20 protein-coding genes are annotated in these 25,878 nt (G+C 66.0%); 14 read left to right on the forward strand and 6 right to left on the reverse strand.

Annotated elements, in window-relative coordinates; genetic code table 11:
* Positions 1-19 precede the first annotated feature (19 nt).
* Positions 20-781, reverse strand: a complete 762-nt coding sequence (locus UC35_RS13345; protein WP_145979442.1) for a potassium channel family protein — start codon at positions 779-781, stop codon at positions 20-22.
* 280 nt (positions 782-1,061) lie between these two features.
* Here UC35_RS13345 and UC35_RS13350 point away from each other — a divergent pair, with 280 nt between their 5' ends.
* Entirely contained in the window at positions 1,062-3,092 is a 2,031-nt protein-coding gene (locus tag UC35_RS13350) for an ATP-binding protein (RefSeq protein ID WP_061500473.1), read from the forward strand.
* Between the two features lie 331 nt (positions 3,093-3,423).
* On the opposite strand, the gene UC35_RS13355 is transcribed toward UC35_RS13350, so the two are convergent.
* Positions 3,424-4,053 carry a Crp/Fnr family transcriptional regulator gene (locus UC35_RS13355; RefSeq protein ID WP_061500475.1) on the reverse strand — a complete coding sequence of 210 codons (630 nt, stop codon included), beginning with the start codon at positions 4,051-4,053 and terminating at the stop codon, positions 3,424-3,426.
* Positions 4,054-4,234: 181 nt separating this feature from the next.
* On the opposite strand from UC35_RS13355, the gene UC35_RS13360 reads away from it, so the two are divergent.
* From UC35_RS13360 to UC35_RS13405, 10 genes are all read left to right on the forward strand, one after another.
* Positions 4,235-5,224: an ABC transporter substrate-binding protein gene (locus tag UC35_RS13360; RefSeq protein ID WP_061500477.1), complete on the forward strand. Its 990-nt coding sequence runs from the start codon at positions 4,235-4,237 to the stop codon at positions 5,222-5,224.
* Between the two features lie 51 nt (positions 5,225-5,275).
* Positions 5,276-6,100 (forward strand): ABC transporter ATP-binding protein, encoded by an 825-nt coding sequence (locus UC35_RS13365; RefSeq protein WP_061500479.1) that lies wholly within the window; start codon positions 5,276-5,278, stop codon positions 6,098-6,100.
* A gap of 1 nt (position 6,101) precedes the next feature.
* Entirely contained in the window at positions 6,102-6,857 is a 756-nt protein-coding gene (locus UC35_RS13370) for an ABC transporter permease (RefSeq protein ID WP_145979443.1), read from the forward strand.
* 10 nt (positions 6,858-6,867) lie between these two features.
* Positions 6,868-7,980 (forward strand): TauD/TfdA dioxygenase family protein, encoded by a 1,113-nt coding sequence (locus tag UC35_RS13375; protein WP_061500482.1) that lies wholly within the window; start codon positions 6,868-6,870, stop codon positions 7,978-7,980.
* Between the two features lie 13 nt (positions 7,981-7,993).
* Entirely contained in the window at positions 7,994-9,472 is a 1,479-nt protein-coding gene (locus tag UC35_RS13380; protein WP_158513899.1) for an aldehyde dehydrogenase family protein, read from the forward strand.
* Positions 9,473-9,487: 15 nt separating this feature from the next.
* The gene (locus UC35_RS13385) at positions 9,488-10,105 is read left to right on the forward strand and encodes a BMC domain-containing protein (protein WP_061500487.1); all 618 of its coding nucleotides are present in this window, start codon (positions 9,488-9,490) and stop codon (positions 10,103-10,105) included.
* On the forward strand, positions 10,102-10,590 hold the full coding sequence (locus UC35_RS13390; RefSeq protein ID WP_145979444.1) for a hypothetical protein: 489 nt from the start codon (positions 10,102-10,104) through the stop codon (positions 10,588-10,590). Before UC35_RS13385 ends, UC35_RS13390 begins: the two co-directional genes overlap by 4 nt.
* A 3-nt stretch (positions 10,591-10,593) precedes the next feature.
* Positions 10,594-10,863: a EutN/CcmL family microcompartment protein gene (locus tag UC35_RS13395; RefSeq protein ID WP_061500491.1), complete on the forward strand. Its 270-nt coding sequence runs from the start codon at positions 10,594-10,596 to the stop codon at positions 10,861-10,863.
* A gap of 74 nt (positions 10,864-10,937) precedes the next feature.
* Positions 10,938-11,210, forward strand: coding sequence for a BMC domain-containing protein (locus UC35_RS13400; RefSeq protein ID WP_061500493.1), 273 nt, complete (start codon positions 10,938-10,940; stop codon positions 11,208-11,210).
* Between the two features lie 5 nt (positions 11,211-11,215).
* Positions 11,216-11,875 (forward strand): hypothetical protein, encoded by a 660-nt coding sequence (locus UC35_RS13405; protein ID WP_061500495.1) that lies wholly within the window; start codon positions 11,216-11,218, stop codon positions 11,873-11,875.
* A gap of 6 nt (positions 11,876-11,881) precedes the next feature.
* Here UC35_RS13405 and UC35_RS13410 read toward each other — a convergent pair whose 3' ends face one another.
* Together UC35_RS13410 and UC35_RS13415 are read right to left on the reverse strand one after the other, a co-directional pair.
* Complete coding sequence (locus tag UC35_RS13410; RefSeq protein WP_061500497.1) at positions 11,882-12,886, reverse strand: AraC family transcriptional regulator; 1,005 nt, start codon at positions 12,884-12,886, stop codon at positions 11,882-11,884.
* A 131-nt stretch (positions 12,887-13,017) separates the two neighbouring features.
* Positions 13,018-15,345 carry an arylsulfatase gene (locus UC35_RS13415; RefSeq protein ID WP_061500499.1) on the reverse strand — a complete coding sequence of 776 codons (2,328 nt, stop codon included), beginning with the start codon at positions 15,343-15,345 and terminating at the stop codon, positions 13,018-13,020.
* A gap of 325 nt (positions 15,346-15,670) precedes the next feature.
* On the opposite strand from UC35_RS13415, the gene UC35_RS13420 reads away from it, so the two are divergent.
* From UC35_RS13420 to cls, 3 genes are all read left to right on the forward strand, one after another.
* Positions 15,671-17,230: a long-chain-fatty-acid--CoA ligase gene (locus UC35_RS13420; RefSeq protein ID WP_061500502.1), complete on the forward strand. Its 1,560-nt coding sequence runs from the start codon at positions 15,671-15,673 to the stop codon at positions 17,228-17,230.
* Between the two features lie 294 nt (positions 17,231-17,524).
* Positions 17,525-18,241 carry a response regulator transcription factor gene (locus UC35_RS13425; RefSeq protein WP_082793155.1) on the forward strand — a complete coding sequence of 239 codons (717 nt, stop codon included), beginning with the start codon at positions 17,525-17,527 and terminating at the stop codon, positions 18,239-18,241.
* Between the two features lie 98 nt (positions 18,242-18,339).
* A complete protein-coding gene (cls, locus tag UC35_RS13430; RefSeq protein WP_061500504.1) occupies positions 18,340-19,617 on the forward strand; it encodes a cardiolipin synthase in 1,278 nt (425 codons plus the stop codon).
* A 36-nt stretch (positions 19,618-19,653) separates the two neighbouring features.
* On the opposite strand, the gene UC35_RS13435 is transcribed toward cls, so the two are convergent.
* Entirely contained in the window at positions 19,654-24,156 is a 4,503-nt protein-coding gene (locus UC35_RS13435) for a chemotaxis protein CheB (RefSeq protein WP_082793157.1), read from the reverse strand.
* 244 nt (positions 24,157-24,400) lie between these two features.
* Positions 24,401-25,693: a hypothetical protein gene (locus UC35_RS13440; protein ID WP_061500508.1), complete on the reverse strand. Its 1,293-nt coding sequence runs from the start codon at positions 25,691-25,693 to the stop codon at positions 24,401-24,403.
* Between the last annotated feature and the right edge of the window lie 185 nt (positions 25,694-25,878).

Consider the following 25,878-nt stretch of genomic DNA (forward strand, 5'->3'; position numbering starts at 1 on the left):
GCTTACCGATAGGCTGAGGCTAGCTGCGGTCACGTGGGTGCTGTACGCCGCCGCGATGCGACATCAACGTCAACCCGATCAACCTTGACACCACTCCCGCCAAGTACATCACGCCGACAAACATCTCCACCGCTGCCAGCATGCGCGCATGCGTGGTGATTGGGATCACGTCGCCGATGCCGGTGCTCGACAGCAGTGCGAAGCTCATGTACATCAGTTCGGTCCAGGTGCGCTGCTCTTGCGGATTGACGGCCGCCGCGAAGCTGCCCGGCTGGAGGGTCTGCATCAACAAGAACAGGTAGGCGAAGCCCCAGGCCAGCAGCGTGAAGGTCGCGCCGGCGGCGAAGAGCTCATCGGTGGTCGCGTGCCAGTCGGCCATCATGTAGGCGATCAGACTGGATGCGGCGTAGAAGTAGAACACCGCCTCCAGCGCCGCTGACCACGGCAGCAGGTGCGGCATGCCGAACAGTGCCTGCAGCGCAAGCAACCCCACCGCCGGCAGCGCGATGCCGCCGGCGACCCAGTTCAGACCTGGCGTGCGGCGCACCATGGCCGTCGTGATGACCAGCACGACGATGCCGAACACACCCAGCCCGATGCGGCCCCCGTCCGTGTTTTCGATGAATGGGTACAGCAGCATCCCGGCGATCTGCACGAGCAAATTGCCGACGGATGACGACGCGTATGGTCGAGCCAGCGGAAGACGTGCATCCGCGCATTGTGCGGGTTGGCCGCGCGTCCTCTCGCGGGGATGCTGCGAGCAGCCGGTCGTCGGTGCCATTCCGATGACAGCTTTGTAGCGGGTGCGTCGCCGATAGAAACCCTGTTATCCGGTCTTGGCGCCAATGCGGTCATTGAGCCCCCCTGACCTGTAAGAGCGCGAACGACTGCGAGGGGTCGTCTTCTGCCGTCCCATGTTGATTCCGCGCTGAGCTGGCGCGGCCGTCCTCTCGGCCAACAGCCTTTGGTCTCACCAGCGCCCGCAACGAAGAGCAACAAACGTCAAGTCGCATTCCCAGCATCCATGCCTATCATGAATTGTTGGCAATCGTCCACCACAAATGGCCCCGCTGAGCGACCCTCAGGACACGTTCCTGCACCTGGTCGAGAACACGCCCTTCGGCGTGTTCTTCGTCGATGCGGATCTCAAGCTCGTGCAGGTCAGCGAGGGCGCCCGTCGAACATTCCGCAAGGTGACTCCCCTTCTCGAGCGCGAACTTGGGGAGGTGCTGGCGACCCGCCAATGGCCTGAGTCGATGGTCCGCGACATGGTCGCGCAATTTCGTCGCACGCTCGAGAACGGCGAGGCCTACAGATCGCCGCGCACTGTCGTGACGAGGGTGGACACCGGCCAGGTCGAACACTACGACTGGAGGATCGAGCGTGTCACGCTTCCTGATGGGCGCAATGGCGTGGTCTGCCTGTTCTATGACCTGACGGATAGGCATCGCACAGTGTCAGCGCTGCGGCGCATCAAAGATCGGTTCCGCATGGCATTGGACGCCGCCGGCGCGTTCGTGTACGAATTGGATCCGATCGGCGCTGGCGAGGTGATCACCTATGGCATGGACCGCGTCACAGGCTACCGGGTCGGTGAAGACAATCACACGGTCGCCTGGTGGCTTTCGCTCATTCACCCGGAGGACCTGCCCGAGCAGATGAAGAGTTTTGCATCGCAGCTGGAAAAGGGTGGGGCGAGAACCGCGGTCTACCGCATTCGTCACAAGGACGGCACATGGATCTGGGTTGAGTCCAGCTCACAGGTCCTCAAGGATGCCTCAGGGCAGCCGACGAAGATAGTCGGCGCGATGGTCGACATCACGCAGCGCAAGCAAGCCAACGACGCGCTGTTCGAATCGGAAAGTCGCCTGCGGGCGCTGCATGCCATGAGCTCCCGCCTCTCGGGGGCGCGCGAGCTGAACGGGGCATTAGATGACCTTCTCGCAACCGCCATCGATGCGTGCGGCGCTCAGTTCGGAAACGTGCAGCTATTTAACCCGCAGCTGCGGGGGTTGGAAATCGTGGCTCACCGGGGTTTTCGCCAGCCGTACCTCGACCACTTTCGGGTCGTGCGCGTGGACGATGGCTCCGCCACGGCCCGCGTCCTGAAGAGCGGCGAACAGCTCGTGATTGAAGATGTGCAACTCGACGCGGAGTTCACGCCGCATCGCGACATCGCATCGCAATCGGGATATCGCGGGGTGGTCTCGACTCCCCTGAAAACGTACGACGGTAGCATCCTCGGGATTCTTACCACCCACTTCCGACAGCCCCATCGCGTCTCGGGACCAGAACTGCAACTACTCGAGCTGTACGCGAGATATGCCGCAGCCCTTGTGGTCCGCCTGCGCCACGAGAAGATGCTGCAGGATGCTGAACGGCGCAAAGATGAGTTCATCGCGACACTAGCGCACGAGCTTCGCGGACCGTTGGCCCCGGTGGTGAATTCACTCGAAATGCTGAAATGGGTGAACGGTGACGATCGCGTGGAAAAGGCACGCTCGATCATGAATCGACAGGTGACCCATCTCCGCCGGCTCGTGGACGATCTGCTCGACATCACCCGCATCGTGAACAACAAGCTGAAGCTTCACATGGAGGACGTGGAACTCACGACGGTAATGCGCCACGTTGTGGAGACATGCGACCCAGTCGTGGAGAGCTCCGGACACAGGCTGAAACTCGACATTCCTGGAGAGATTCAAGTGCATGCCGATCCGCTTCGGCTGGTCCAGGTCCTCGTGAACCTCGTGACGAACGCGTCCAAGTACATGGACCGCGGGGGGACGATCAGCATCAGCGCACGACTCGAAGGATCCGAAGTCGAGATTGTCGTAAGTGACACGGGCTTCGGCATCGCTCCGGAATCCCTGCCCGGTATCTTCGATTTATTCATGCAAGTCGACACGGCATCCCACAAGTCAGGAGGCGGACTGGGCATCGGGCTGCCGCTCGTCAAGCGGCTGGTGGAACTGCATGGTGGGACGGTAACGGCCCACAGCGAAGGTGTGGGTCGCGGCAGCAGGTTCATTCTGCGCCTGCCGGTGACGAACGAGTCGGTTGAAGCAGGCTTGTCAATGACTGCGCGATAGGCTGCGGCGGCAATCCCTGCCACCGCGATCTGCAGCCCAGTAAAGCAGGATACAGACTTCTCTGGGCGCCTCGTGCTTGAGTTCCGTTCGGGCTATGGCCCCTGCGCGCCTAGCACCCGAAAGCCGGAATTGCATTCAACGGCTAACCCAGCATCCAGTCGTCGTTTCCGACTTTATTTGCAAGGACGTCCGCAAATGCAGGCGCTTGTTTTCGACTTGTAGGGGACTGGCCGCAGGAATGGTCGGGCTCGCAAGGTGCGTGTTTGCTTGCGCTCTGTATTCGACTTTATTCGGTGAGAACACCGAGACTACTTGAGTCAAGAAGCTGCGGTTAGGGCGCCCGCGCCGGCGTGACCACAATCCGGCGGTAGCCCATCGCGATCTCACCCTTGCGTTCGAGCTCTTTCAGGGCCTCGTTGACCCGCTGCCGCGAGGCGCCGACCGCCCGCGACAGATCCTCCTGCGTCATGCGCAACTCGATGCGGCCGTCGCCAAGCGGCTGGCCGTTCTCGACCGCCAGATGAACCAGCGCCGAGCGCACGCGGTCCTCGACACTCGCATAGGCCTGTGCTGCCACGTGGTCGAGCATCTCGGTCAAACGCGAGCCCAGGAAGCGCGCCACCGCCAAGCCGGCCTCGGCATTGTCGCGAATCGCCCTGATGAAATCCGCGCCGGGAATCCATAGCACCTTGCAGTCGCCGCTGGCCACGAGATCAGCCTGCATGGGCACTGCAGATAGCACAGCGCCGACGCCCACGGCCTCGCCCGTCTCGATCCAGCGGATCAGGTGCTCTTCGCCATCGATGCCGCGCATCACCGCGCGCAGCCGGCCCTCGGCAACCACCAGCACAGCCGATAGAGCCTGCCCCCGCTGCGCCAGGGTGGCGCCGTCGCGATGGCGCCGCATCGCGCCTTGCTGCCGCAGGAAAGCTGCCGTCGCGGGCGGCACGGTTTCCCACAAGTCCACCCTATAGGAAGGTGCTGAATGTGCGGCCCGGGCAGATCCGAGAGCCGAGTCACGGCCAGGATTCACCCTTGAATTGTCAGACATACGACAAAGATTCTCGCACTTGCGCCTTCTAATTCGCCGCTTCGCTGCCGCTGTGGGCAGCACTGATCAGAGCGTTCAAAGGACACACCGCATGCGCAAGCTCTTCCATCTCGCCGGCTGCTGGCTGGCGCTGTCAATGACCGCGCCGGCGTGGGCCCAGGACACGGTCCGCATCCAGGACTACCCCGGACTGGGCAATTTCCTCGTGCGCGTGGCCAACGCCAACGGCCTGTGCGAGAAGCACGGCTTGAAGTGCGAGCTGCGCGTGATTCCACAGGCGCCGCTGGGAATGCAGACGATGTTGTCGGGCGAGCTCGATGTCGCCGTGCCTCCGCCTGAGGTGCTGCTGCAGGCCGTGAACAAAGGGGCGGACCTGAAGGTGCTGGGCAGCGGCGCGCGCGATCCGGTGTTCTTCCTGATGGCCGGTGCGGGGCTGGACACGCCCAACGCCGCGAAGGGCTACCCGGCCGTGATGCAGGATTTCAAGGGCAGGAAGATCGGCGTCACCGCGCGCGGCAGCGGCGCGGAGTTCCAGCTGGTGAACATGCTCAAGGAGGCCGGCATGAAGCCGGAGGACGTGACCATCGTCGCCGTCGGCGCGCCTAACACCGCCTTCCCCGCGATCGCCAACAAGCAGATCGACGGCCTGGTGCTGTTCACGCCGATGGACGGTTTCTGCGAAGTCAGCAAGGCCTGCCGCGTGGTGGTGGACCCGCGCAAGGGCCAGGGCCCGGCCGACATCGTCAAGACCTCGGGCGCGGCGGCCCTGCAGGTGGTGCGCAGCGACTGGGCCGCCAAAAACCCCAAGGTGGCTGACGCCTACGGCCGCGCGATGCGCGAAGCCGAGGCGCTGGCCCAGAACCCGGCCAACTTCCCCGCCATGCTCAAGATCGCACAGGACACCTTCAAGATCGAAGCGCAGGGTGCGGACAAGGTGATCGAGATTGCGCTGCGCAACTCACTGCCGGGCTACCGCTACTCGGTCGAGCCGAAGGCGCTGCAGCACGTGGCCGAGTACATGCAGCGCAGCGGGCAGATCGACAAGCTGGTCGACACATCCAAGCTGCTGCTTGCGCGCTGAGCCGCTGCTCGCGTTCTCGTCCACCTCTCTTTCGATTTCGGGATCTTCAGAATGCGCGCTGTTGCGCCAAGCCCCGCCGTTGCCGGATTTCGCGCGCCGGCGCCAAGCCCCGCCATTGCCATCGATCGCCTGCACTTGAGCTTCGACGGTCGCACGCCGGTGCTCTCGGATGTCTCGCTGCAGGTATCCGACGGCGAATTCGTCTCCCTCGTCGGGCCCAGCGGCTGTGGCAAGACCACGCTGCTGAACCTGTGCGCCGGCCTGGTCCAGCACTCCGGCACCGGTTCGGTCTGCGTGGCCGGCGAGGCGCCACGCGAGGGCAGTCCCAAGGTGGCCTACATGCTGGCGCGCGACAGCCTGCTGCCGTGGCGCACGGCGCTGGACAACGCGGCGTTCGGCCTGCAGGTGCGGGGCGCATCGCCCGAGCAGGCCCGCGCGCGGGCCCGGGCCATGCTTGCCGAGGTGGGTCTTGCCGGCTGCGAGGATGCGTTGCCCAAGGCCCTGTCGCACGGCATGCGCCAGCGCACCGCGCTGGCACGCACCTTCACGATGGACTCCCCGCTGTTGCTGATGGACGAGCCCTTCGGGGCCCTGGATGCACAGACCAAGCTGCAACTGCAGGACCTGCTGTTGCGCCTGTGCCAACAGCACCGGCACTCGGTGCTGTTCATCACCCACGACCTCGCCGAGGCGGTGGCGGTGTCGGACCGGGTGGTGGTGATGTCCTCGCGCCCCGGGCGCATCGTGGCCGACGTGCGCATCGACCTGCCGCGTCCGCGCTCGATTCGCGAGCTGCAGAAAGACCCGCATTTCCACGAGCTGTACGCGCAGCTGTGGGCGCATCTTGAATCGGGCTGGGGCAAGCATGAAGGCTGACATGAGAATTTCGCACTGGCGCCTCGGCCTGCTGCATCTCGCGTTCATCGCGCTGTTGTTGGGCCTGGGCGAACTGGCCGCCACGCGCCGCTGGGTCGATCCCACCTTCTTCGGCCAACCCAGCGGCGTGGCGAAGTTCCTGTGGAACAACCTGGCCGCCGCGAAGCTGTGGACCGACCTGGGCTGGACCATGGCGGGCGTGCTTTTGTCCTTCGCCCTGGGCAGCGTGGCGGCGTTCGCGGTCGGGCTGGCCTTCGTGCGTTGGCCGAAGATCGAGCAGTTTGCCGAGCCTTACTTCAACGCGCTCAACGTGATGCCGCGCATCGCGCTGGCGCCGCTGTTCATCCTGTGGTTCGGCCTCGGGCTGGGCAGCAAGATCGCGGTGGGCTTCTCGCTGACCTTCTTCATCGTGCTGTCGGCCACCGTGGCCGGCATCCGCGGCGTCAGCCTGGACCACGTGACGCTGTGCCGCACGCTGGGCGCCAGCGCCGCCACCACGTTCTTCCAGGTCACGCTGCCCGGGGCCGTTCCGGTGATCTTCTCCGGCCTGCGCCTGGGACTGATCTATGCGCTGCTTGGGGTGATCGGCGCCGAGATCATCGCCAGCGAGAAGGGCCTGGGCCAGCAGCTGGCCTACCTCGGCTCCACCTTCGACATCAACGGCGTCATGGCGCTGCTGCTGGTCCTGGCCCTGCTGGGCGTGGCGATCGTGCGCTTCATGACATGGCTCGAACAACGCCTGCTGCATTGGCAGTGAAGGAAACTCCATGAACTATCGTCACATCCAGGTCGACCCCGTCACGCCCACCATCGGCGCGATGATCAGCGGCGTCGACCTCAACCACGTCCGCTCGGAGGACGTGTACGAGGAAATCCAGCAGGCGCTGTGGGCGCACGGCGTAGTGTTCTTCCGCAAGCAGCCGCTGACGCCGGAGGCGCACGTGCGCCTGGCGCGCCAGTTCGGCGAGGTGGAGAAGCACGAGTTCTTCCCGCATATCAAGGGCGTCCCCGAGATCCAGCTGATCGCGCACGAGGGCTACGAGTCGCCCGAGACCGATCGCTGGCACACCGACGTCACCTTCCGCAAGAAGCCCTCGATGGTCTGCGCGCTGCGCATCACCGACATTCCACCGAACGGCGGCGACACGATGTGGGCCAGCACCGCCGCCGCCTTCGACGCGTTGGGCGAGCCGATGCAGCAGCTGCTGATGGGACTGCAGGCCGAGCACGACATGCCCTTCCACTTCCGGCGCGTCAACGCCTACGAAAAGCTGGCCAAGCGCCAGGCGGATGCGGACAAGCGGGCAGGCGCGATGATGAACACGATGGGTTCGTCCGAAGAGCTGAATGCCGCGCTCGCCGACCGCGAGTGCAAGATGATCAAGGACAACCCCCCGGTGCTGCACCCGGCGGTGATCACCCACCCCTTCAACGGCCGGCGCCTCCTGTTCGTCAACTCGATCTGGACCAAGCGCCTGCTGGGCGTGCACATGGACCTGAGCGAGGCCCTGCTGCACATGCTCGCCGAGTGGGTCAAGAAGCCCGAGTTCATGGTGCGCTTCCGCTGGGAGAAGGACTCGCTGGTGCTATGGGACAACTGCCAGACCCAGCACTATGCGGTGTTCGACTATGCGCCGCACTACCGCGCCGGCCAACGCGTCACCGCCGGCAGTTTCGTGCCGACGCTGGGCGGCGCGCAGCCGGCCGCTGCCACTGGCATGGCCGCCAGTGCGCCGGGCGCGGGACTGAAGCGCGTGCTGGATACCTCGCGCCTGCAAGGCGCGAGCCCGCAGGAGAAGGCCGCCGTCGATGCCCTCTTTGCGGCGCTCGACAACGTGGACCTCGGTGGTGTGGCCGCGCGGGCCCATGGGCGGCGCTGAGCGGGTGCCGAACATGGACAAGGACCTCGCAGCCCTCCAGGAAGCGCGTGACCTGCTGGCGCGCGCCCGCGTCGCCGCCTCCGCACTGGCCCGGCTGAGCCCCGAGCAGGCCTGGGCGATCGCCGAAGCCGTCGGCGCGGCACTGCTCCCCAAGGCCGAGCACTACGCCGAATGGGCCGTGCGCGAGACGCGCATCGGCAAGATTGCGGACAAGGTACAGAAGAACCGCATGGCCTGCCAGCAGACGCTGGACGGCTGGCGCCATGTGCCACTGGGCGGCGTGCGGCGCAACGATGCGCTGCGACTGGTCGAGATCGGCCGGCCGGCCGGCGTGGTGGTGGGGCTGTCGAACTCCACCTCGCCGGTGGCCACCATCATCTTCAAAAGCCTGATGGCGCTGATGACGCGCAATGCGCTGGTGATCAGCCCGCACCCGGTGGCGCTGCAGTGCTGCGCCGACGCCGTGCGCGAGATCCAGGCCGCCGCGCAACGCGCCGGGGCGCCGGCCGATGCGGTGCAGATGCTGTCGCAGCCCACGGTGGAAGCCACCAACGCGCTGATGCGCGATGCGCGCTGCGACGTGATCGTGGCCACCGGCGGCACGCCGATGGTGCGCGCCGCCTACTCCTCGGGCAACCCGGCCATCGGCGTGGGCGCCGGCAACGTGCCGGTCTATGTGGACCGCAGCGCCGACGTCGCCGCGATTGCGCCGCAACTCGTACAGGACAAGAACTTCGACCACGGCAGCCCCTGCTCGGCGCCCAGCGTGCTGCTGGTGGACCGGCCGGCGGCCATGGCGATGCGCGAAGCGCTGGTCGCCTGCGGCGCCCATGTCTGCAGCGATGAAGAGGCTGACCGCGTTCAGGCCCATGCTTGGCCGGGCGGCAAGTTCAACGCCAAGGTGGTGGGTCGTCCGGCGGCCGAGATCGCCGCCGGCGCGGGCCTGCGGCTGCCGGCCGACACGCCGGCACTGGTGCTCCCGCTGATGCGGCCCGAGGTCGGCCACCCGCTGCTGCGCGAGAAGCTGTCGCCCATCCTCACCGCAGTGGTGGTCGATGGCATGGATGGCGCGATCGACGTGGCCCGCATGATGCTTGCGCACGGCGGAGCCGGCCACACCGCCGGCATCCACACCGCCGATGCGCAGCAGGCGGTCTACTGGGGCGCCGCGCTCGACTATTACCGCGTCATCGTCAACGGCGGGACCGTGCTGGGTTCGACCGGCGGCGAAACGGGGCTGCCATACACCTTCACCATCGGCACCGGCTTCGCCGGCAAGAGCTCGGTGGACTTCAACGTGGGCCCCGATGCGCTGGTCAACTGGAAGCGTGTCGCCTTCCCGCTGCCCGGCGGCTGGATAGCCACGCGCGGTGCCCGTGCGCCCGCGAGCGCACCGGCGTCCCCGGCGATGACACCCGCCGCCACGCGTCCCGAGACCAGCGCCGCCGAGTTGTTGCGCGTGCTGGCTGAAGAACTGGAGCGCGCGCACTGAGCGCGCGGATACACCATGCCTACCCTGCGCAGCTACATCTTTCTTGACCGTCTGCAGCCGCAGCTGATGTGCCTGCTTGGCAGCACCGCGCGCGGCTACCTGCCGCGCCACAACGACGCCGCCCTCGTGATCGAGGTCGCCCCGGGCCTGGACATCGAGTGGCTGACCGACGTCGCGCTCAAGCATGACGACGTCAAGCCCGGCAACCTCGTGGTCGAGCGCCAGTTCGGTTACCTCGAATTTCATTCGAAGTACGCCGCCTCGGTGCAGTCGGCCGGCGCCGCAGTGCTGGAGGCGATCGGCGCGACACCGGCCGCGGCCGTGAAGCCCGAGATCCTGGCCTCCAAGATCGTCGACCGCGTGGACGGCTATCACGCCTTTCTCGTGAATCGCAGCAAGAGCGGCAGCATGCTGCTGCCCGGCGAATCGCTCTACATCATGGAGATGACCTCGTCGTCCTATGCGCTGCTGGCCGCGAACGAGGCCGAGAAGAGCGCCAATGTGAAGCTGGTTGACTGTCGCTTCATGGGCGCTGCCGGGCGCCTTTACCTTGCCGGCAGCGAATCCGACGTGCGCACCGCCGCCCACGTGGCCGAGGCGACGCTGCGCGAGTTGGCCGGGAGCGGACGATGAGCGCAGAAGCCTTCCGCCTTGGGGTGCGCGAGTTGCTGGCGCGCCGTCGCGCCGGCCATGCGGCTGCAACTGCGACCGCCACCGCGCGCGAGGGGCTCGTCGTGCCCTTGAAGCTGACGAGCGCGGATGACCTGTCGGTGCTTCAGGAACTGCTGCGGCGAGTGGCCGCCAGCCCGGCGCTGGCCCAGGCCTGCGCAAGCGGCCTGATGCGCTTCGAGCTCAGCATCGACCCGGCGGCGGCCGCCGCCGTCGGCACCACGGCGCCGGCTCACGAAGAAGGCTGCCAATGCCAGTCGCCCCCACAGCCCGCGGCGGCAGCACCCATGACGCCGATGTTGCGTGGCGTGGTCACCGAGCGTGACGTGAAGTCGATTGGCGCCGGCTGCGCCGCTGCCTGGCTGGCGCCGCGCGCCGTGCTCACTCCATTGGCGCGCGAAGCGCTGCGACAACGCGGCATCGCGATCCATGCCGCTAAGGAAGCCTGATCCATGAAGACCGGTACTGTCGTCGGCCGCCTCTGGGCGAGCAAGCGCCTGCCCGAGCTGCCCGCCGGGGCACTCATCGAAGTGCAGCTGGATCACCCCAGGGACGTGATCGTCTGCTACGACCCCATGGGCTGTGGTGAAGGCGAACGCGTGCTGATCACCATCGGCGCCCCGGCGGCCTGGTGGTTCCTGCCCGGCCAGCAGCGTGTGGTCGTCGACGCCTTGATCATCGGTTCGCTCGACGAGGGCAGCCCGCCCACGATGCCGAAGTGAACCAACGCGAATCCCTTTCTTCCCCGCCGGCATCCCGCCGGCTTTCCACGATTCAACCCACCCAGGAGCACACCATGTCCCAAGCAATCGGAATGATCGAAACCAAGGGCTACGTCGCTGCCTATGCCGCGGCCGATGCCATGGTCAAGGCCGCCAACGTCACGCTGGCCGGCCGCAAGGAAATCGGCGGCGGCCTCGTCGCCATCACCGTCACCGGCGATGTCGGCGCCGTCAAGGCTGCCGCTGACGCCGGCGCCGAGGCGGCCCGCGCGGTCGGCGAGGTGGTGTCGGTTCACGTGATCCCGCGCCCGCACACCGACGTCCTCAAGGCCTTCGACGGCAAGTAAGCCACATGGCCCCCACTGCAAAGGCCGCGCCGGCGCGCCCGGCCGCGGAGCTTCGCGTCTGCCTGATGCTGACCGAGCTGCAGCGGCAGTTCGCATCGTGGATGAGTTCGCCGGTCGGCGCGCGCGGCTATGTCGCGATGCAGGGCATGCATGCGCTGCTGATCGAGATTGCGCCCGGGCTGGCCATCCAGCGCATCGTCGACCGCGCGCTCAAGCAGGAGCCTGGACTCGAGCCGGGCATCCTCGCCGTCGAACGGCAGTTCGGCGTGCTGGAGCTGCACGGCAACGACGAAGAGGCGCTGAAGCGTGCCCGCCAGGCGATCCTCGACGACTTGGGCACCACGGCCGACGCGCAGCTCAAGCCGCAGATCCTGTACAGCGACATCGTCGAAGACATCACCGACCAGCACGCGGTGCTGATCAACCGCACGCGGCAGGCCAACATGGCCTTGCCCGGGCAGAGCCTGCTGCTGATGGAAGTCGCGCCGGCGCTGTACGGTGCCTACATGGGCAACGAGGCCGAGAAAGCCGCACCGGACTTGAGCCTGGTGGAGTGCAGCATGATCGGCGCCAGCGGCCGGCTCTACCTGGCCGGCCCGACGGCCTCGCTGCGCAAGGCCCAGGCCCATGTCGAGCGCATGCTGGCCGCTGTTGTCGGGCGCTGAGGCCAGCTATTCGCCGCCGCGCCGATAGGCGCCCGGCGCGCTGCCGGTCCAGGCCTTGAAGGCGCGCTGGAAGTTGGCGCTGTCGGCAAACCCCAACTCCTCGGCCAGCACGGCCAGCGGCACCTTGCTGGTGTTCAGGCGCACGATCGCGATGTCGCGGCGCAGCTGATCGCGCAGGGCCTGGAAGGAGGTGCCTTCGCTGGCCAGGCGGCGCTGCAGCGTGGAGCTGGACATGTGCAAGGCCTCGGCGGCGGCGCCGAGGTCGGGCCAGGCCGGCTGCGTGTGCTGCAAGTAGCGGCGCAGGCGCTCGCTCACCCGTGACTCGTCGCGCCGCGGCACGATGATCTGGGCCTGCGAGTCGAGCAGGAAGGCGCGCAGGCTCTCCTCGTCGCGCCGCACCGGCTCCTGGAGCCGTTGCACGGTGAACCAGAACGTCGACCGGGGCTGCCCGAATCGAAGCGGCGCTGGAAATATCTTGCCGTAGCTGGCTGCGTGCGGCGGGCACTCGAAGGCGAAGTCGAAGCGCTCGATGCGCAGGCGGCCACCGACCAGCCAGGCGGCCAGCCGCCAGATGACGCGCACCAGCATCTCCTGAAAAAAGATCGGCGCCGCAACCGATGGATGGATGAGCCGCAACGACACGCCCGCCAATCCGCCTTCGCGAACCTGCTCGAGCATCACGTCATCCTGCAGCAGACCCAAGGTGTGGGCGATGCGGCGCAAAGCCACTTCGAGCGTCCCCGCCGTGAGCGCCGAGCGCGCCAGCAACGCAAAGCTGCCGCGCTTGAGGGGGCGCGACATGAAGCCCAGCGACTCGTCGTCCAGCCGCTCGATCAAGGAGCGGAACAGTGCCGCGTACTGGTCGGCGGTGACGCGGCTGCCGGGCTGCGCCAACAGCTCCGGCGCGATGCCGGCATCGGCCAGGAAGGGCTCCACCGGCCTGCCGCGGGCCTGCACGCCCGAGAGCAGGCCGTGGACGAGGGCAATCGAAATGGTGACCGCGGAGTGCATCGGGTGAGATGCAGAAAGCAAGGAAGCGCTTTCCGTATTTCAACAGTATCGCCTCCGAATCGTACTGGGCACGCACCCTCTGGCGGGGTCCGCGCCCGTCGATCTGCAGTGCGAACGATGCGGACCGCCGCCTAGTCGACGGCGAGCGCTGCCGCCGCGAGTTTCTCCAGGTCCAGATACTGGGCCTGCTCGACAGTGACGGCGACCGCCTGGATCGTTCCGCCCTGGAACTCTCCGGGCGTCGTGTAGCCCTCACTCACGGCGTCGCCGCTGTCGCGGCCGATGCACAACCCGTCGCCCGAGAGCGTGAACTTGCCCGGCTGGGTCTTCATGGGCCCTTCGGCGACGACCTTGTCGTTCACATAGAGCTTGGTCTTGCCAAGGGACTCGCCCAGCTTGCCGGCGCTGTCGCGGATGAACTCCATCCCCAGCGTGTACTTCCCGGGCTTGAGGGCGGGCGAGACGAAGGTCTGCTCGGGCTTGATGCCGAGGAAGTTGTAGACGTAGTGGAGCTTCTGGTCCTTGATGTAGAGCGTATGGCCACCGAAGCGCGAGCCGTGGGCGAAGATGACGCCCGCGCACTTCGGATCGGTGATCTCGACGTTCGCCAGGATCTTGTACGAGCGGCCACGGCAGTTCACCGCAACGCCCTCCGGGACCGGCGAGGTGCCCGGGTAGTAGACGTAGCGCTCGCGCGCCTCTTCCTCCGCGGGACGCGGCGTCATCAGGATCTCCCCGGCCGTGCGATCGTCGAGCGGCAGGACCAAGTTCCGCTCGGCCTCCTCGGACCACGCCTTCTTCAGCGCCTCGAGCTTGTCAGGGTGCTCCTTCGCGAGGTTCTTGGATTCGGAGCGATCCTCGTCGACGTGATAGAGCTCCCATGCATCCTTGTCGTACTGACCCTTCCTGGCAAACGGGGCATGCAGGGCTGACGCCTTCCAGCCGTCTTCCCAAACGCCGCGCGTGCCGAACATCGCGTAGTACTGGCGCTTCTTCGGCGTCGGCGCGTCGGCTTGATCGAAGCTGTAGCGCATCGACTGGCCGGACAGCGGGTATTGATCGACACCGCGATAGGTCTTCGGCATCTCGAGCCCGCAGATATCGAGGATGGTCGGCACCACGTCCACGCAGTGGTGATACTGGTGACGCACCTGGCCCTTGGCCTTGATGCCCTTGGGCCAGGAGACGATCATCGGCGCGCAGGTGCCGCCTGCGAACTGCGAGTAGCGCTTGAACATCTGGAACGGCGTGGAGAAGGCGACCGCCCAGCCGGTCGGGAAGTGGCCGTAGGTGTCGACGCCGCCGAGCTTGTCGATCAGCTTCATGTTCTCGGCGAGATCGTCCGGGTAGTTGTTGAAGAACTTGTTCTCGTTGACCGAGCCGTTGGGCGTGCCCTCGCCGGAAGCGCCATTGTCGGCACAGTAGAACACCAGCGTGTTATCGAGCTGGCCGGTGTCTTCGAGGTAAGCCACCAGGCGGCCGACCTCGACGTCGGTGTACTCGGAGAACCCGGCGTAGACCTCGGCCATGCGCGCGAAGAGCTTCTTCTCCTCGGCGTTCAGCGTGGCCCATGGACGCACATGGTCGGCCTCGGCTTGCACGTCCTCGGGCAGCGGGTTGATCGGCGTGAGCGCGGTGCCTTTCGGCATGACGCCCTTGTCGATCATGCGCTTGAGCACCCACTCGCGGTAGGCCTCGTAGCCATCGTCGAACTTGCCCTTGTACCTGTCGATGTACTCCTGGGGCGCATGGTGCGGCGCGTGGTTGGCACCCGGGCACAGCCACAGGTACCACGGCTTCGACGGGTTGGAGGCCTTCTGGTCCTTGATCATCCCGATCGCCTTGTCGACCAGGTCCTTCGACAGGTGATAGCCCTCCTCAGGCCCATACTCCTGGTCGATGAACCGGCTGTCCTCGACGAGATCCGGATACCACTGGTTGGTCTCGCCGCCCAGGAAGCCGTAGAAGCGGTCGAAGCCCTTCATCAATGGCCATTCCTTGCGGCTGCCGCCTGGGGCCACGTCCTGCTCGGGCACGTTGTGGTTCTTGCCAAGCCAGAACGTGCTCCAGCCCGCGTCCTGCAGCAGTTGTCCGATCGTTGCGCACTGCTCTGGGATCCGGCCATTGCTGCCAGGGAAGCCGTTGGCCGCTTCGGTGATCGCCGAACAGCCGTTCAGGTGGTGGTTGCGTCCCGTGAGGAAAGCGGAGCGGGTCGGCGAACAGAGCGCCGTTGTATGCCACTGCGAGTAGAGCAGGCCCTTGTCGGCCAGTTTTTGCGCGGTGGGCATGTTGATGGCGCCCCCGAACGGCGACCAGGCGGCAAGTCCCGTGTCGTCATACAGGACGATCAGGATGTTGGGGGCGCCTTTGGGCGCCCTTTTCGGAATGTACGGTTCCCAGTCTGGCGTGGAATCGCGGACGTCGAGCTTGATGACGCCTTTGAAGGCCTTGGTTCCCATATGGAGTCTCCTTCGATCGCGGCATTCCCGGAGGGCGGCAACGCTACGCGTCCGGCCAGGCAACCGCAATTGGACCTTGGTCCGATGTTCAGAGGCGGCCTCGACAGTGTCGGCGCCGCACCCGCTGCCTGTGATTGCTGGGCCAGAACCCACGGAACAGTGATCGGCGGCGGAGCCATCGAGCCGGGGCCGCAATTTGAGGTCTATTGCCATGCAGTCGCCGCTCTTTGCCATCGCCCGCGCGCCTGGCAGTTCATACCATCAGCCGCACCCACGAGACATGGGCCGAGCCTCCCAACCATCAGAGAGAAAGAGCGAGACAAGCATGTACCTGACCCAGGCATTGCACCGCGCGGTGCAGCAGCATCCCGACCGTATCGCGGTGCGCTTCGGCACGCGCCAACGCACCTTCCGCGAGTTCACCGACCGCGTGGCGCGCCTCGCCGGCGCTTTGCAGCATCTGGGCATGCAAACCGGCGACCGCGTCGCGATGCTGTCGCTCAACTCCGACCTGTACCTCGAGTACCAGATGGGGGTGCCCTGGGGCGGCGGCGTGCTCAACCCCTGCAACATCCGCTGGTCCGCGGCGGAAATCCTGTACTCGCTCGACGATTCGGGCTCCACCATCCTGCTGGTCGACCAGACCTTCGCGCCGATGGTCGAGCAGTTCCGGCCGAAGGCGCGAACCCTGCGCGAAGTGATCTATTGCGGCGATGGCGACATACCGTCCGGCATGCACGGCTATGAGGCACTGCTCGCCCAGGCCACCGCGGTGCCCGATGCGGTGCGCCGCGGGGAAGACCTGGCCGGCATCTTCTACACCGGTGGCACGACCGGCTTCCCGAAGGGCGTGATGCTCAGTCACGCCGGGATGTGCAGCTCGGGCCTCGCGCTGCACGCCGAGCGTCTGGTCACGCCGGGCGGCACCTTCCTGCATGCCGCGCCGATGTTCCACCTGGCCGACATGGGTCTCTCGCTGCCGCACTGGATCGAGGGCAACACGCATTCGATCATCCCCGCGTTCAATCCGGAGACGGTGCTGGACACGCTGGCACGCGACGGCGTCACCGAGGCCTTGCTCGTGCCCACGATGATCCAGATGCTGGTCGACCACCCGGCGATGAAGAAGCCACGCGACCTCGGCGCGCTGAAGACCATGATCTACGGCGCATCGCCGATTTCCGAGGCCGTACTCGATCGCGCGATGGCCGCGTTGCCGGGCGTAGCCTTCGTGCAGGCCTACGGCATGACCGAGCTGTCGCCGTTGGCGACCATCAGCCCGCCCTGGACGCACACCGCCGAAGGGCGAAAGCGCGGCAAGCTTCGCTCCGCGGGGCGCGCCAGCTATTGCACCGAAGTGCGCATAGTCGATACGCTGGGGCACGAAGTGCCGCGCGGCACGGTTGGCGAGGTCGCGGTGCGCGGCCCCAATGTGATGCAGGGCTACTGGAACAAACCCGAGCAGACCGCGGCGGCCTTGCGCGACGGCTGGATGCACACCGGCGACGGCGCCTACATGGACGAGGACGGCTTCATCTTCATCGTCGATCGCCTCAAGGACATGATCATCAGCGGCGGCGAGAACGTGTATTCGGCCGAAGTCGAGAACGTGATCGCGCAGCACCCGACAGTGGCCGCGTGCGCCGTGATCGGCATTCCGAGCGAGCAGTGGGGCGAGTCGGTGCACGCGTCCGTCGTGCTCAAGCCGGGCGCGGCGGTCACGGCCGAAGCGCTGATTGCCCACTGCAAGGCATTGATCGCCGGCTACAAGTGCCCGCGCAGCGTGGACTTCCGCGATGCGCTGCCGCTATCCGGCGCCGGAAAGATCCTGAAGACCGAGCTGCGCAAGCCCTATTGGGAAGGGCGCGCGCGCCAGGTCGGCTGACATCCACTGGCGTTTGACCGTGCAGCAAGGCAGCCTGCTCGCCGCAGAAAACAGCTAGCAGGCCGCTGCTGCTCCGCTTGTAGCGCATCGCGCGCCAACCCACTCGTCCCCAATCGGTCGATCTGCAAATCCAGGACGCCCTCTGACGCGCGCCGGAAAGGGCCTGCACCAGCGCAGGCCGGCGGCTGACCGCGAGTGGGGGCGGATTCGCTCAGGGACGCTCTCAGAGCGTCCCTAAGCTCACAGGTGCTGTTTCACCTTCAGGTCAGCAGCGGTTCTGTGGAGAGTCCCAATATGTTGAAAGACTCCAACGTGGCGACGAACAGTCATCGCCGCGGCGGCGCTGCGCCGCGCCTGCGATCTGAAACGGCCGCCAGTCTCATAAAGGTCGCCATCGTCGACGATCACGCGATCGTGCGCACTGCCTTGCGCCAGTTTCTGTCCGAGATCGTGGACCTTTGCGTGGTGGGCGAAGCCGCGAGCGGCCGCGAGGCGATCGACCTGGTCCGCAATACCGAGATCGACGTATTGATCATGGACTTGGTGATGCCGGGCCAAAACGGCATCGATGCCCTGGCCATGATCCGGGCCAAGGCCCCCGAGGCGGGGATCCTGATCCTGTCGGGCTATCCTGAGGAGCAGTACGCAGTCTGCCTCATACGCCGGGGCGCGAGTGGCTACCTGAACAAGGATTGCGAGCCGATGGAAATCGTCAGTGCAATCCGCCTGATCGGCCTCGGGCGCCACTACATCTCGCCGTCCGTCGCCGAACTGATGGTCGTGCAGCTTGACCGCAAAGAAGGCAGCCCCGCCCATGACCTGCTGTCCGAGCGTGAGTTCCAGATTTTCCTGAAGCTGGCCAGGGGCGAGACTCCAGGCCAGATCGCGCATGAGCTCTCATTGAGCGCCAAGACGGTGAGTACGTACCGAACGCAGCTCATGGAAAAGATGAGCCTGTCGTCCAACAGCGACCTCACCTACTACGCGTTGAAGAATAGGCTCATTGATTGAGCCTGCCAAATGGCGACGCGACCCTATCGATGGATGGTCGACGCGTCAGGGTCAGAATGAAATGGCCTAGACGGGTCCAGCTTCCCAGAGGCGCGGCTATGAAAGGCCGGGGGGTATGGATCGCGGTCACGAGCAGCCTGCTGACGCTGGGCGCGGTTTTCGTCGTACTCAACCTCGCCAGTGGTGAGAAGAAGATCGAGCAGCGGTTGGAGCGACTGTACGCGACGAACGACCCGCAGTTTCGGCGCGCGATGGGCAACTTGCTCGGGCCTCCGATCCTGGAGGGCAACAAGACCGAAGTGCTTGTCAACGGGGACATGATCTTTGCGGCCATGCTGAGCGCGATCAAGCAGGCGCGCCGCACGATCACGTTCGAGACCTACATCTACTGGTCGGAAACGATCGGAAGGGAATTCGCCGATGCTCTGATTGAACGAGCTCGCGCCGGTGTCAAGGTTCATGTGCTGCTGGATTGGGTAGGCAGTTCCAGGATGGACGCGCGCTACCTCGAGGAGATGAAGGCCGCAGGCATCGAAGTCGAGCGCTATCACGAGCCGCACTGGTCGAACCTGCAACGCATGAACAACCGCACACACCGCAAGGTGCTGGTCGTCGACGGCGTAGTCGGGTTCACCGGTGGTGTCGGCATTGCGGACAAATGGCGCGGGAACGCGCAGGACAAGGAGCACTGGCGCGACACTCACTTCCGGGTGGAAGGCCCCGTGGTGGCGCAGATGCAGGCCGTGTTCATGGACAACTGGATCAAGGCCACCGGTCGCGTCATGCATGGAGAGGACTACTTCCCGGCGCTGAAGGTGCGCGGCGATGAGGCCGCCCAAATGTTCAGCAGTTCGCCAACCGGTGGCAGCGAGAGCATGCACCTGATGTACCTCATGGCCATCACGGCTGCGACCCGCAGCATTCACCTGTCCAATTCGTACTTCGTACCGGACGAGCTGGTGGTGAAGGCGCTTGCGGCGGCTGCCAGGCGTGGGGTCCAGGTCCGGGTCATCACGCCGGGACCGGACATCGATACCGACGTGGTGCGTCGCGCGTCGCGCGCACGATGGGGTGAGTTGCTCGAAGCGGGGGTGGTGATCGCCGAATACCAGCCAACGATGTTCCACTGCAAGGTGCTGGTCATCGATGGGCTAATGGTGTCGGTGGGCTCGACCAATTTCGACAACCGGTCATTCAGGATCAATGACGAGGCGAACCTGAATGTTGTCAGCGAAGCGTTTGCGCGACGCCAGATCCAGATATTCGACGAGGATTTCCGGCAATCCAAGCCGATGACACTGCAGGCATGGCGGGGTCGACCCTGGCAGGAGAAGGCGCTCGAGCGCGTGGCATCTCTGTTCGGCAACCAGCTCTGAGGCGACCTGCGCCGCGGCAGGTCCGTGAGTTACCCCCTACGGGCGTGAACCGGGCGCGGCCCGGTCCCGCGGCGGCAGGTCGGCCAGCAGCGTCGTAAGCGCCTGGGGGTCCACGGGCTTGACGAGGTGCGCGTCGAAACCGGCCTCGGCGGATTTCCGCCGGTCCTCGTCCTGGCCCCATCCGGTCAGCGCCACCATCACCGTGTTCTTGCCCCACGCCGTTTCGCGCATGCGCCGCGCCGCGTCGTAGCCATTCAGCTTGGGCAGGCCGATGTCCAGCAGCACGACGTCGGGCCGGAAGGTCGCCGCTGCCTCCAGTGCTTCGAGACCATCATGCGCCAAATGCGTCTCATGGCCGCTGAGCTGCAACAGCTGGGCGAGCGAGGCTGCCGCATCCCGGTTGTCGTCGACCACAAGGATGCGGCGCGGGGGGGCGGTAGTTTCGCCGCCCTCGTCCCCCGCCGGTTCCCGCGTGTCAACGCCGGCTGCCGCCATCGGAATGCGCACGACGAACTCGCTGCCCAGGCCGAGGCCATCGCTGTGGACCTGCACGGTTCCGCCGTGGAGATCGACCAGGGTCTTCACGAGTGTGAGGCCGATGCCCAGGCCGCTGCCGGAGCGCTCCAGTGAATGGTCGATCTGCATGAACATGTCGAAGACATTCGACAGGTGTTCGGCCGCGATCCCGATTCCGCTGTCGCGCACGCGGACCACGGCCGCGGCGCCTTCGCGCTCGACGACGACCCGGATGCTCCCTTTGTCGGTGTACTTGCAGGCGTTGCCGAGCAAATTGCCCGCGACCTGGGCGAGTCGCACCGCATCGCCACTGACGATCACCGGATGATCCGGCAGCGCCAGCGTCAGCTCGATGCCCTTGGCTGCACACGCGCCCTGCATTGTTTCGGCGGCGTCCCGCACGATGGAGACCAGGTCGACCGGCGCCATGCGCAACTCGACCTTGCCGCGGCTGACGCGACTTATGTCGAGCAGATCGTCGATCAAACGCACCATCTGGCGCACTTGGCGTTCGATAACTTCCTGCGCTCCGCGTGCGGCTTCGCCGTCGGTGCCCGCCATGCGCATGATTCGCAGCTCATTGCGGATGGGGCCCAGCGGGTTGCGCAGCTCGTGCGCCAACATCGCCAGGAATTCGTTCTTGTGCCGGTCGGCCTCGACCAGTTCGTCGGCCAGGGCTTGCAAACGCTCTTCGCTCTGGCGCAGCGCCTCCTCGGCGCGCTTGTGCTCGGTCACATCGCGCGCGATGTTGGACGTGCCGACGACAGCCCCGCCGGCGTCGTGCAGCGGTGACACCGTCAGCGCAATGTCGACCAGGCTGCCGTCCTTGCGCCGGCGTACGGTCTCGTAGTGCTCGACCACCTCGCCGCCCCGGATGCGCCGGAGGATCTGCGCCTCCTCGTCGAGATGGTCGTCGGGAATGAGCCGGATCACCGGCTGCCCGACCAACTCCGTGGCGGTGTAGCCAAAAAGTTTCTCCGCGCCGCTGTTCCAGCTCGTGATGATGCCGTTCAGGTCGTTGCTGATGATGGCGTCCTTGGAGTACGTGACGATGGCCGCTAGTTGCGCCATGGCCGCCTGCGCCTGCTTGCGTTCGGTGATGTCCTCGATGGCCAGCAGGATCAGCGCCGGACTGCGGTCGTCCGGTTGCAGCAGCCGCCGAGCGTTGATCTGCATGGTGCGCCGTCCGAGGTGCTCGAACGTGTGCTCCACCTCGTAGTCGTCGATCTTGTTATCGCGCGGCAGCAGCGCGGCCAACAGCCGGCGCAGTTCGGGGATGTCCCATTGGCCGTTACCCAACTCATACAGCAGCCGGCCTTCGGTCTCTTCCGGCTTGACCTGGAAGCCGCGGTAGAACGACTCGCTCGCCATCTGCACCCGCTGCTCGGCGTCGAGCACGAGCAATGGCTCGCGCACCGTGGCCACGATGCTCGCGGTGAAGTCGTGGGCGCGCCTAAGAACTTCGATGTCGACCAGCATCACCACCACGCCGTCGATGTGGTTGTCGAGCGTGCGGTACGGGCGCAGGCGCATCGCGTAGCGGTTGCCGCGCTGATCCCGCACCTCCAGCTCGCGGGAGGTCACGGTTTCCAGCACCTCGGCGAGCAGCGGCTCCAGCTCGGGCAGGTCGACCAAGCCGAGCTTGATGTGGGCCAGTGGCCGCCCGATGTCGCCGGGCACCAGGTTGAGCAGCTTCTCGGCCGCCGGCGTGAAACGGCGCACACGCAGGTCGGGGCCGACCAGCACGATGGGCATGTTCACGCTGCCGAGCACGTTGACGAGGTCGTTGTTGAGGCGGTTCAGCTCGGCGTTGCGGCTGTTCAGCTCGTCGTTAAGGGTGACGAGCTCCTCGTTGCTCGACTGGATTTCCTCCTTCGAGGTTTCCAGCTCCTCGTTGATGCTCTGCAGCTCCTCGTTGGCCGACTGGATCTCCTCGCTCGAGGACTGCAGCTCCTCGTTGGCGGCGTCCTGCTGCTCGATCACCGACTGCAGGTACTCGCGCGTGGCGGCCAGCTCACGCGTCAGACGGGCGTTGTCGGCGTCGACGTCGGCCGTTGCCGGCGCGGGGGCCGGCGCCGCCACGCCCTCGGTAGCAGGCGGCCGGCCGCGCTCGTCGAACAGCACCAGAAAACCGCCGCCGTTCTTGGGTGCCCCGTCCGCGCCTTCGTTGCCTTTGATCGGTATCACCTCGACGGTGACCTCGCGCCAGCCGTCGTGCGCCTTCACGCGCAGGTTCTCCTCGCGCGTGGCCGCGCCCGACTTTTCGGCGCGCAACACCGCCGCGCGCACGCCCACCAGCAGTCCCTCGCGCAGCATTTTGTCCAGGTTCAGCGTCGCCTTGCCGGGTGCCGGTGCGAGGTAGGGGCTGGTGTCGCCGCGGTACTGCAGGATCTCGAGCTCGGCCGAAACCAGCACGCTGGGCGGCGCGAAGCGGTTTAGCAGCAGCCGGTCGGCGTCGCGGTTCAGCTCGGGCCCCGGGCCGGTCAGTCGCGGCACCGTTGGGAGGAAGGGCGCACGCGACGCTGCGCCGTGCTGCAGCGGCAGGCGCGGGGCATGCGGGCCGGGCTTGCGGGCGTAAATCCTCTGCTTGGCGTCCAGCGGCTCGAACAGGGTGCGAAAGCCGCCAATCGTCTCCGACGTGCCGAGCCACAGGAAGCCCGAGGGCTCGAGCGCGTAGTGCAGCGTCGGCAACAGCTTCTGCTGCAGCGCTGGCTCCAGGTAGATCAGCAGGTTGCGGCAGGTGACGAGGTCCAGGCGAGAGAACGGCGGATCGGCCAGCACGTTGTGGCGCGAGAACACGCAGGCGTCGCGGATCGACTTGGCAATGCGGTAGTGGCCGTCCACCTCGACGAAGAAGCGGCGCAGCCGCTCGGGTGACACTTCCTGTGCGATATCCTTCGGGTAAATGCCGGCGCGTGCGGTCTCCACGGCGCGCTCACTCAGGTCGGTCGCAAAGACCTGAAGCGGCACGCGGCCGCCCAGACTGTCGGCCACCTCAGTGAACGCTATCGCCACCGAGTAGGCCTCCTGGCCGGTCGAGCAGCCGAGCGTCCAGATGCGCACCGCGCTGTGGTGGGCGCGGTTTTCCAGCAGGAGCGGGAACACTTTCTCCTTCAGCGCCTCGAAAGCCTCGGGGTTGCGGAAGAAGCTGGTCACGTTGATGAGGATGTCGCCGTACAGCGCCTGTAACTCGGCCGGGTCGCGCCGCAGCAGATCGGCGTAGGCGTCCAGGTTGTCGAGTCGCTGCAGCACCATGCGGCGCGTCACGCGGCGGTACAGGGTGCTGAACTTGTACTGGCTGAAGTCGACGCCAGTGTCGCGGTGCAGCAGCTGCAGCACGCGTTCCATGCCGTGCCGGCTTTCGCGCTCGCGCTGGTCGGACTCCGGCTGCGCGTAGGGATGGCGCGCGATGCGTACCAACTCGCGCGCGATCTGCTCGGGCGGCAGCATCATGTCCACGCAGCCGGAGGCGAAGGCGCTGTGCGGCATGCCCTCGTGCTGAGCCGTGTCGTCCTGCGCGAAGGTGATGCCGCCCTCGGCCTTGATGGCTTCGAGCCCCGCCGTGCCGTCGTTGGCACTGCCCGAGAGCACCACGCCGATGGCTTGGTGGCGCCGCTCCTCGGCCAGCGTGCGGAAGAACCGGTCAACCGGGTGGTGCGCGCCGCGGCCGCCCTGGCGCGGCAACAGCTGTAGGCGTCCGCCCTCGATGACCATGTCGCCCCCGGGCGGGATCACGTAAACGTGGTCGGGCTCGACTGCCTGCCCGTCGTGTACCTCCAGCACCGGCATGAGGGTCGCGCGTGACAGGATCTCGGCCAGCGCGCTCGCGTGCGTGGGCGACAGGTGCTGCACCAGCACGAAAGCCATGCCGGTGTCTGGCGGGAGCGCCGTCAGAAGATGTGTGAAGGCTTCCAGGCCGCCGGCCGAGGCGCCGACGCCCACGATAGGAAAGGTCGCGCCATCGGCCCGCTGGTCAGGGGCGGGCGCGGTATCCGTATCCTGCGGACGGTGCTTCTCTGGCATTGGCCTTCGACGAGGGCTGCTCCGCGGCAAGCGGTACAGTGACTGTACCCCCGGCCGGGGGCGTGTGGGCGCGCAGGCACAACCAATGCTGTCGGACGCCGCGTGTCGCGGTCGTGCACGGTCGTCCCCCTCTGGCGCGCCCGACGGACCTTAGTTCGTCAATTCACGCTGTACCTCGGGTCGGAATAGAACCTGCCGGAAACGAGGCTCGGCAGCGCGCCTCTTACAACACCTGAGCGGCATCCTAGTGCGAAGTCGTCGACTGAGGAATGCCGTTGATGGTCAGTACGTTGTTCAAGGGTTCGTTGGTCAGGTCGGCGGCGCAGGGCCCGATAAATGGGTCCGTGGCGGGATGGTCAAACTTTGCGCCAGCGAACACGCCGCCGCGATCGTCGATCGAATAGGTCGCACCATGGAGGTATTGGCACCGACTCAGGGGCGCCGTGGGTATGCCTAACGTGGTCTGCAGCCGCGTGAACGAGATCACTGTGGGGAAGCCTGTGCTGCCGCTCACGGCGTTGTCCCGGAACGTGAGATCGAGAGTGCCGGTGAAGGAGCGGGGGTCGCAGACATTGTCGTCCGGGGGAATCAACCGGAACGTGAAGCCGGCGTCCAGGGCAATTCCGGTGAAGTTGCCCACGATCCGATTGTCCCGGACATCCGCTGTGACATGACCGTTGTCGATGTCGTGGATGGGGTCATCTTGGCTCTTGACGGTGATGCGAAGCCCGAACCCTTGGGCCGAGAATGCGCTGCCGCTGAGGTCGTTGTTGCGGACCGTGGCGTTGAGCTGGTTGCCCGAATAGAGAGTTCCGTCGCTGGTTCCGGAAAGAAAGACGCCCCCATTGCCATGTCCGACAGAGCGGTTGTCGTGGAATGTGACATTAGCCGGAGAGGCCGCCGAGCCGCCTCGCACGATGACGCCTGCCGTAAGACCGCGCACAAAGTTGCCGCCCAATTCGCCGGACGAGGCGTTGGTCAGGACGCCAATGCCCCGAGTCGGCTGGGGTAGCGTGGTGGATCCGACGAACACGCTACTCCTAATCGTGAAGTCCTGGACTCCGGTGAGATGCATGATGTCGCCCATTCCCGGTCCCGCCTCGAAGGTCAGTTGCCGTATGTCGATGGGCGAAATCGTCTGACCGTTATTGGCTCCGATAGAGACCAGCCGATTCGCGCCCAGCGCGGCGGTACCCACAATGCGCGATTCGGTTTGGGGATCGGCGCCGGTGGGAAAACCATCTGAGTCTGTGAGCATCCTGTTGGACCCGCGCAGGATCATCCCTTTTTGGATGACCAGGGTCGCGGACACGGGATAACGTCCGGCCGCAACCTCGATGGTGGGTGTTTCCGAAAGCCCGTTGGCGTAGGCGACCGCCGTCTCGATCGAATTGAATGGCGCTTGGTTACTTCCGTCGCCGCCCGGCGGGGCGTTGATGTCGACAAACACCTTCTGGGCGAAGGCAATGGAAGCCAAGCCGAACGCAACCGTTAAGCACAGCGCGCGGCCCAGCCTTGTCAAAGAACCTGTCTTCATGGGGACCTCCACGAAAGACGAAGCAATGGGGCTGGCGCCATCCCCGTGAGCCGAGGCACAGCGCTTGGGCACCCACCGGAGCGGCACACATTACTCCGTCATCGAAGCCCGGGGAAGGCTGGATGGACAGACATGTGCTCGCTGTTCGCGGCTTGGATGGGCCTGGCGCAAGAGATTTCATCAAC

It is taken from the genome of Ramlibacter tataouinensis, assembly GCF_001580455.1.
GTDB lineage: Bacteria > Pseudomonadota > Gammaproteobacteria > Burkholderiales > Burkholderiaceae_C > Ramlibacter > Ramlibacter tataouinensis_B.

Bases quoted from the DNA above. Each gene is read 5' to 3' on its own strand.
- UC35_RS13370 (WP_145979443.1), top strand. From the start codon at position 6,102: ATGAGAATTTCGCACTGGCGCCTCGGCCTGCTGCATCTCGCGTTCATC.
- UC35_RS13435 (WP_082793157.1), bottom strand. From the start codon at position 24,156: ATGCCAGAGAAGCACCGTCCGCAGGATACGGATACCGCGCCCGCCCCT.
- UC35_RS13405 (WP_061500495.1), top strand. From the start codon at position 11,216: ATGGCCCCCACTGCAAAGGCCGCGCCGGCGCGCCCGGCCGCGGAGCTT.
- UC35_RS13380 (WP_158513899.1), top strand. From the start codon at position 7,994: ATGGACAAGGACCTCGCAGCCCTCCAGGAAGCGCGTGACCTGCTGGCG.
- UC35_RS13410 (WP_061500497.1), bottom strand. From the start codon at position 12,886: ATGCACTCCGCGGTCACCATTTCGATTGCCCTCGTCCACGGCCTGCTC.
- UC35_RS13440 (WP_061500508.1), bottom strand. From the start codon at position 25,693: ATGAAGACAGGTTCTTTGACAAGGCTGGGCCGCGCGCTGTGCTTAACG.
- UC35_RS13400 (WP_061500493.1), top strand. From the start codon at position 10,938: ATGTCCCAAGCAATCGGAATGATCGAAACCAAGGGCTACGTCGCTGCC.
- UC35_RS13425 (WP_082793155.1), top strand. From the start codon at position 17,525: ATGTTGAAAGACTCCAACGTGGCGACGAACAGTCATCGCCGCGGCGGC.
- UC35_RS13415 (WP_061500499.1), bottom strand. From the start codon at position 15,345: ATGGGAACCAAGGCCTTCAAAGGCGTCATCAAGCTCGACGTCCGCGAT.
- UC35_RS13345 (WP_145979442.1), bottom strand. From the start codon at position 781: ATGGCACCGACGACCGGCTGCTCGCAGCATCCCCGCGAGAGGACGCGC.
- UC35_RS13360 (WP_061500477.1), top strand. From the start codon at position 4,235: ATGCGCAAGCTCTTCCATCTCGCCGGCTGCTGGCTGGCGCTGTCAATG.
- UC35_RS13365 (WP_061500479.1), top strand. From the start codon at position 5,276: ATGCGCGCTGTTGCGCCAAGCCCCGCCGTTGCCGGATTTCGCGCGCCG.
- UC35_RS13420 (WP_061500502.1), top strand. From the start codon at position 15,671: ATGTACCTGACCCAGGCATTGCACCGCGCGGTGCAGCAGCATCCCGAC.
- UC35_RS13385 (WP_061500487.1), top strand. From the start codon at position 9,488: ATGCCTACCCTGCGCAGCTACATCTTTCTTGACCGTCTGCAGCCGCAG.
- cls (WP_061500504.1), top strand. From the start codon at position 18,340: ATGAAAGGCCGGGGGGTATGGATCGCGGTCACGAGCAGCCTGCTGACG.
- UC35_RS13375 (WP_061500482.1), top strand. From the start codon at position 6,868: ATGAACTATCGTCACATCCAGGTCGACCCCGTCACGCCCACCATCGGC.
- UC35_RS13395 (WP_061500491.1), top strand. From the start codon at position 10,594: ATGAAGACCGGTACTGTCGTCGGCCGCCTCTGGGCGAGCAAGCGCCTG.
- UC35_RS13350 (WP_061500473.1), top strand. From the start codon at position 1,062: ATGGCCCCGCTGAGCGACCCTCAGGACACGTTCCTGCACCTGGTCGAG.
- UC35_RS13390 (WP_145979444.1), top strand. From the start codon at position 10,102: ATGAGCGCAGAAGCCTTCCGCCTTGGGGTGCGCGAGTTGCTGGCGCGC.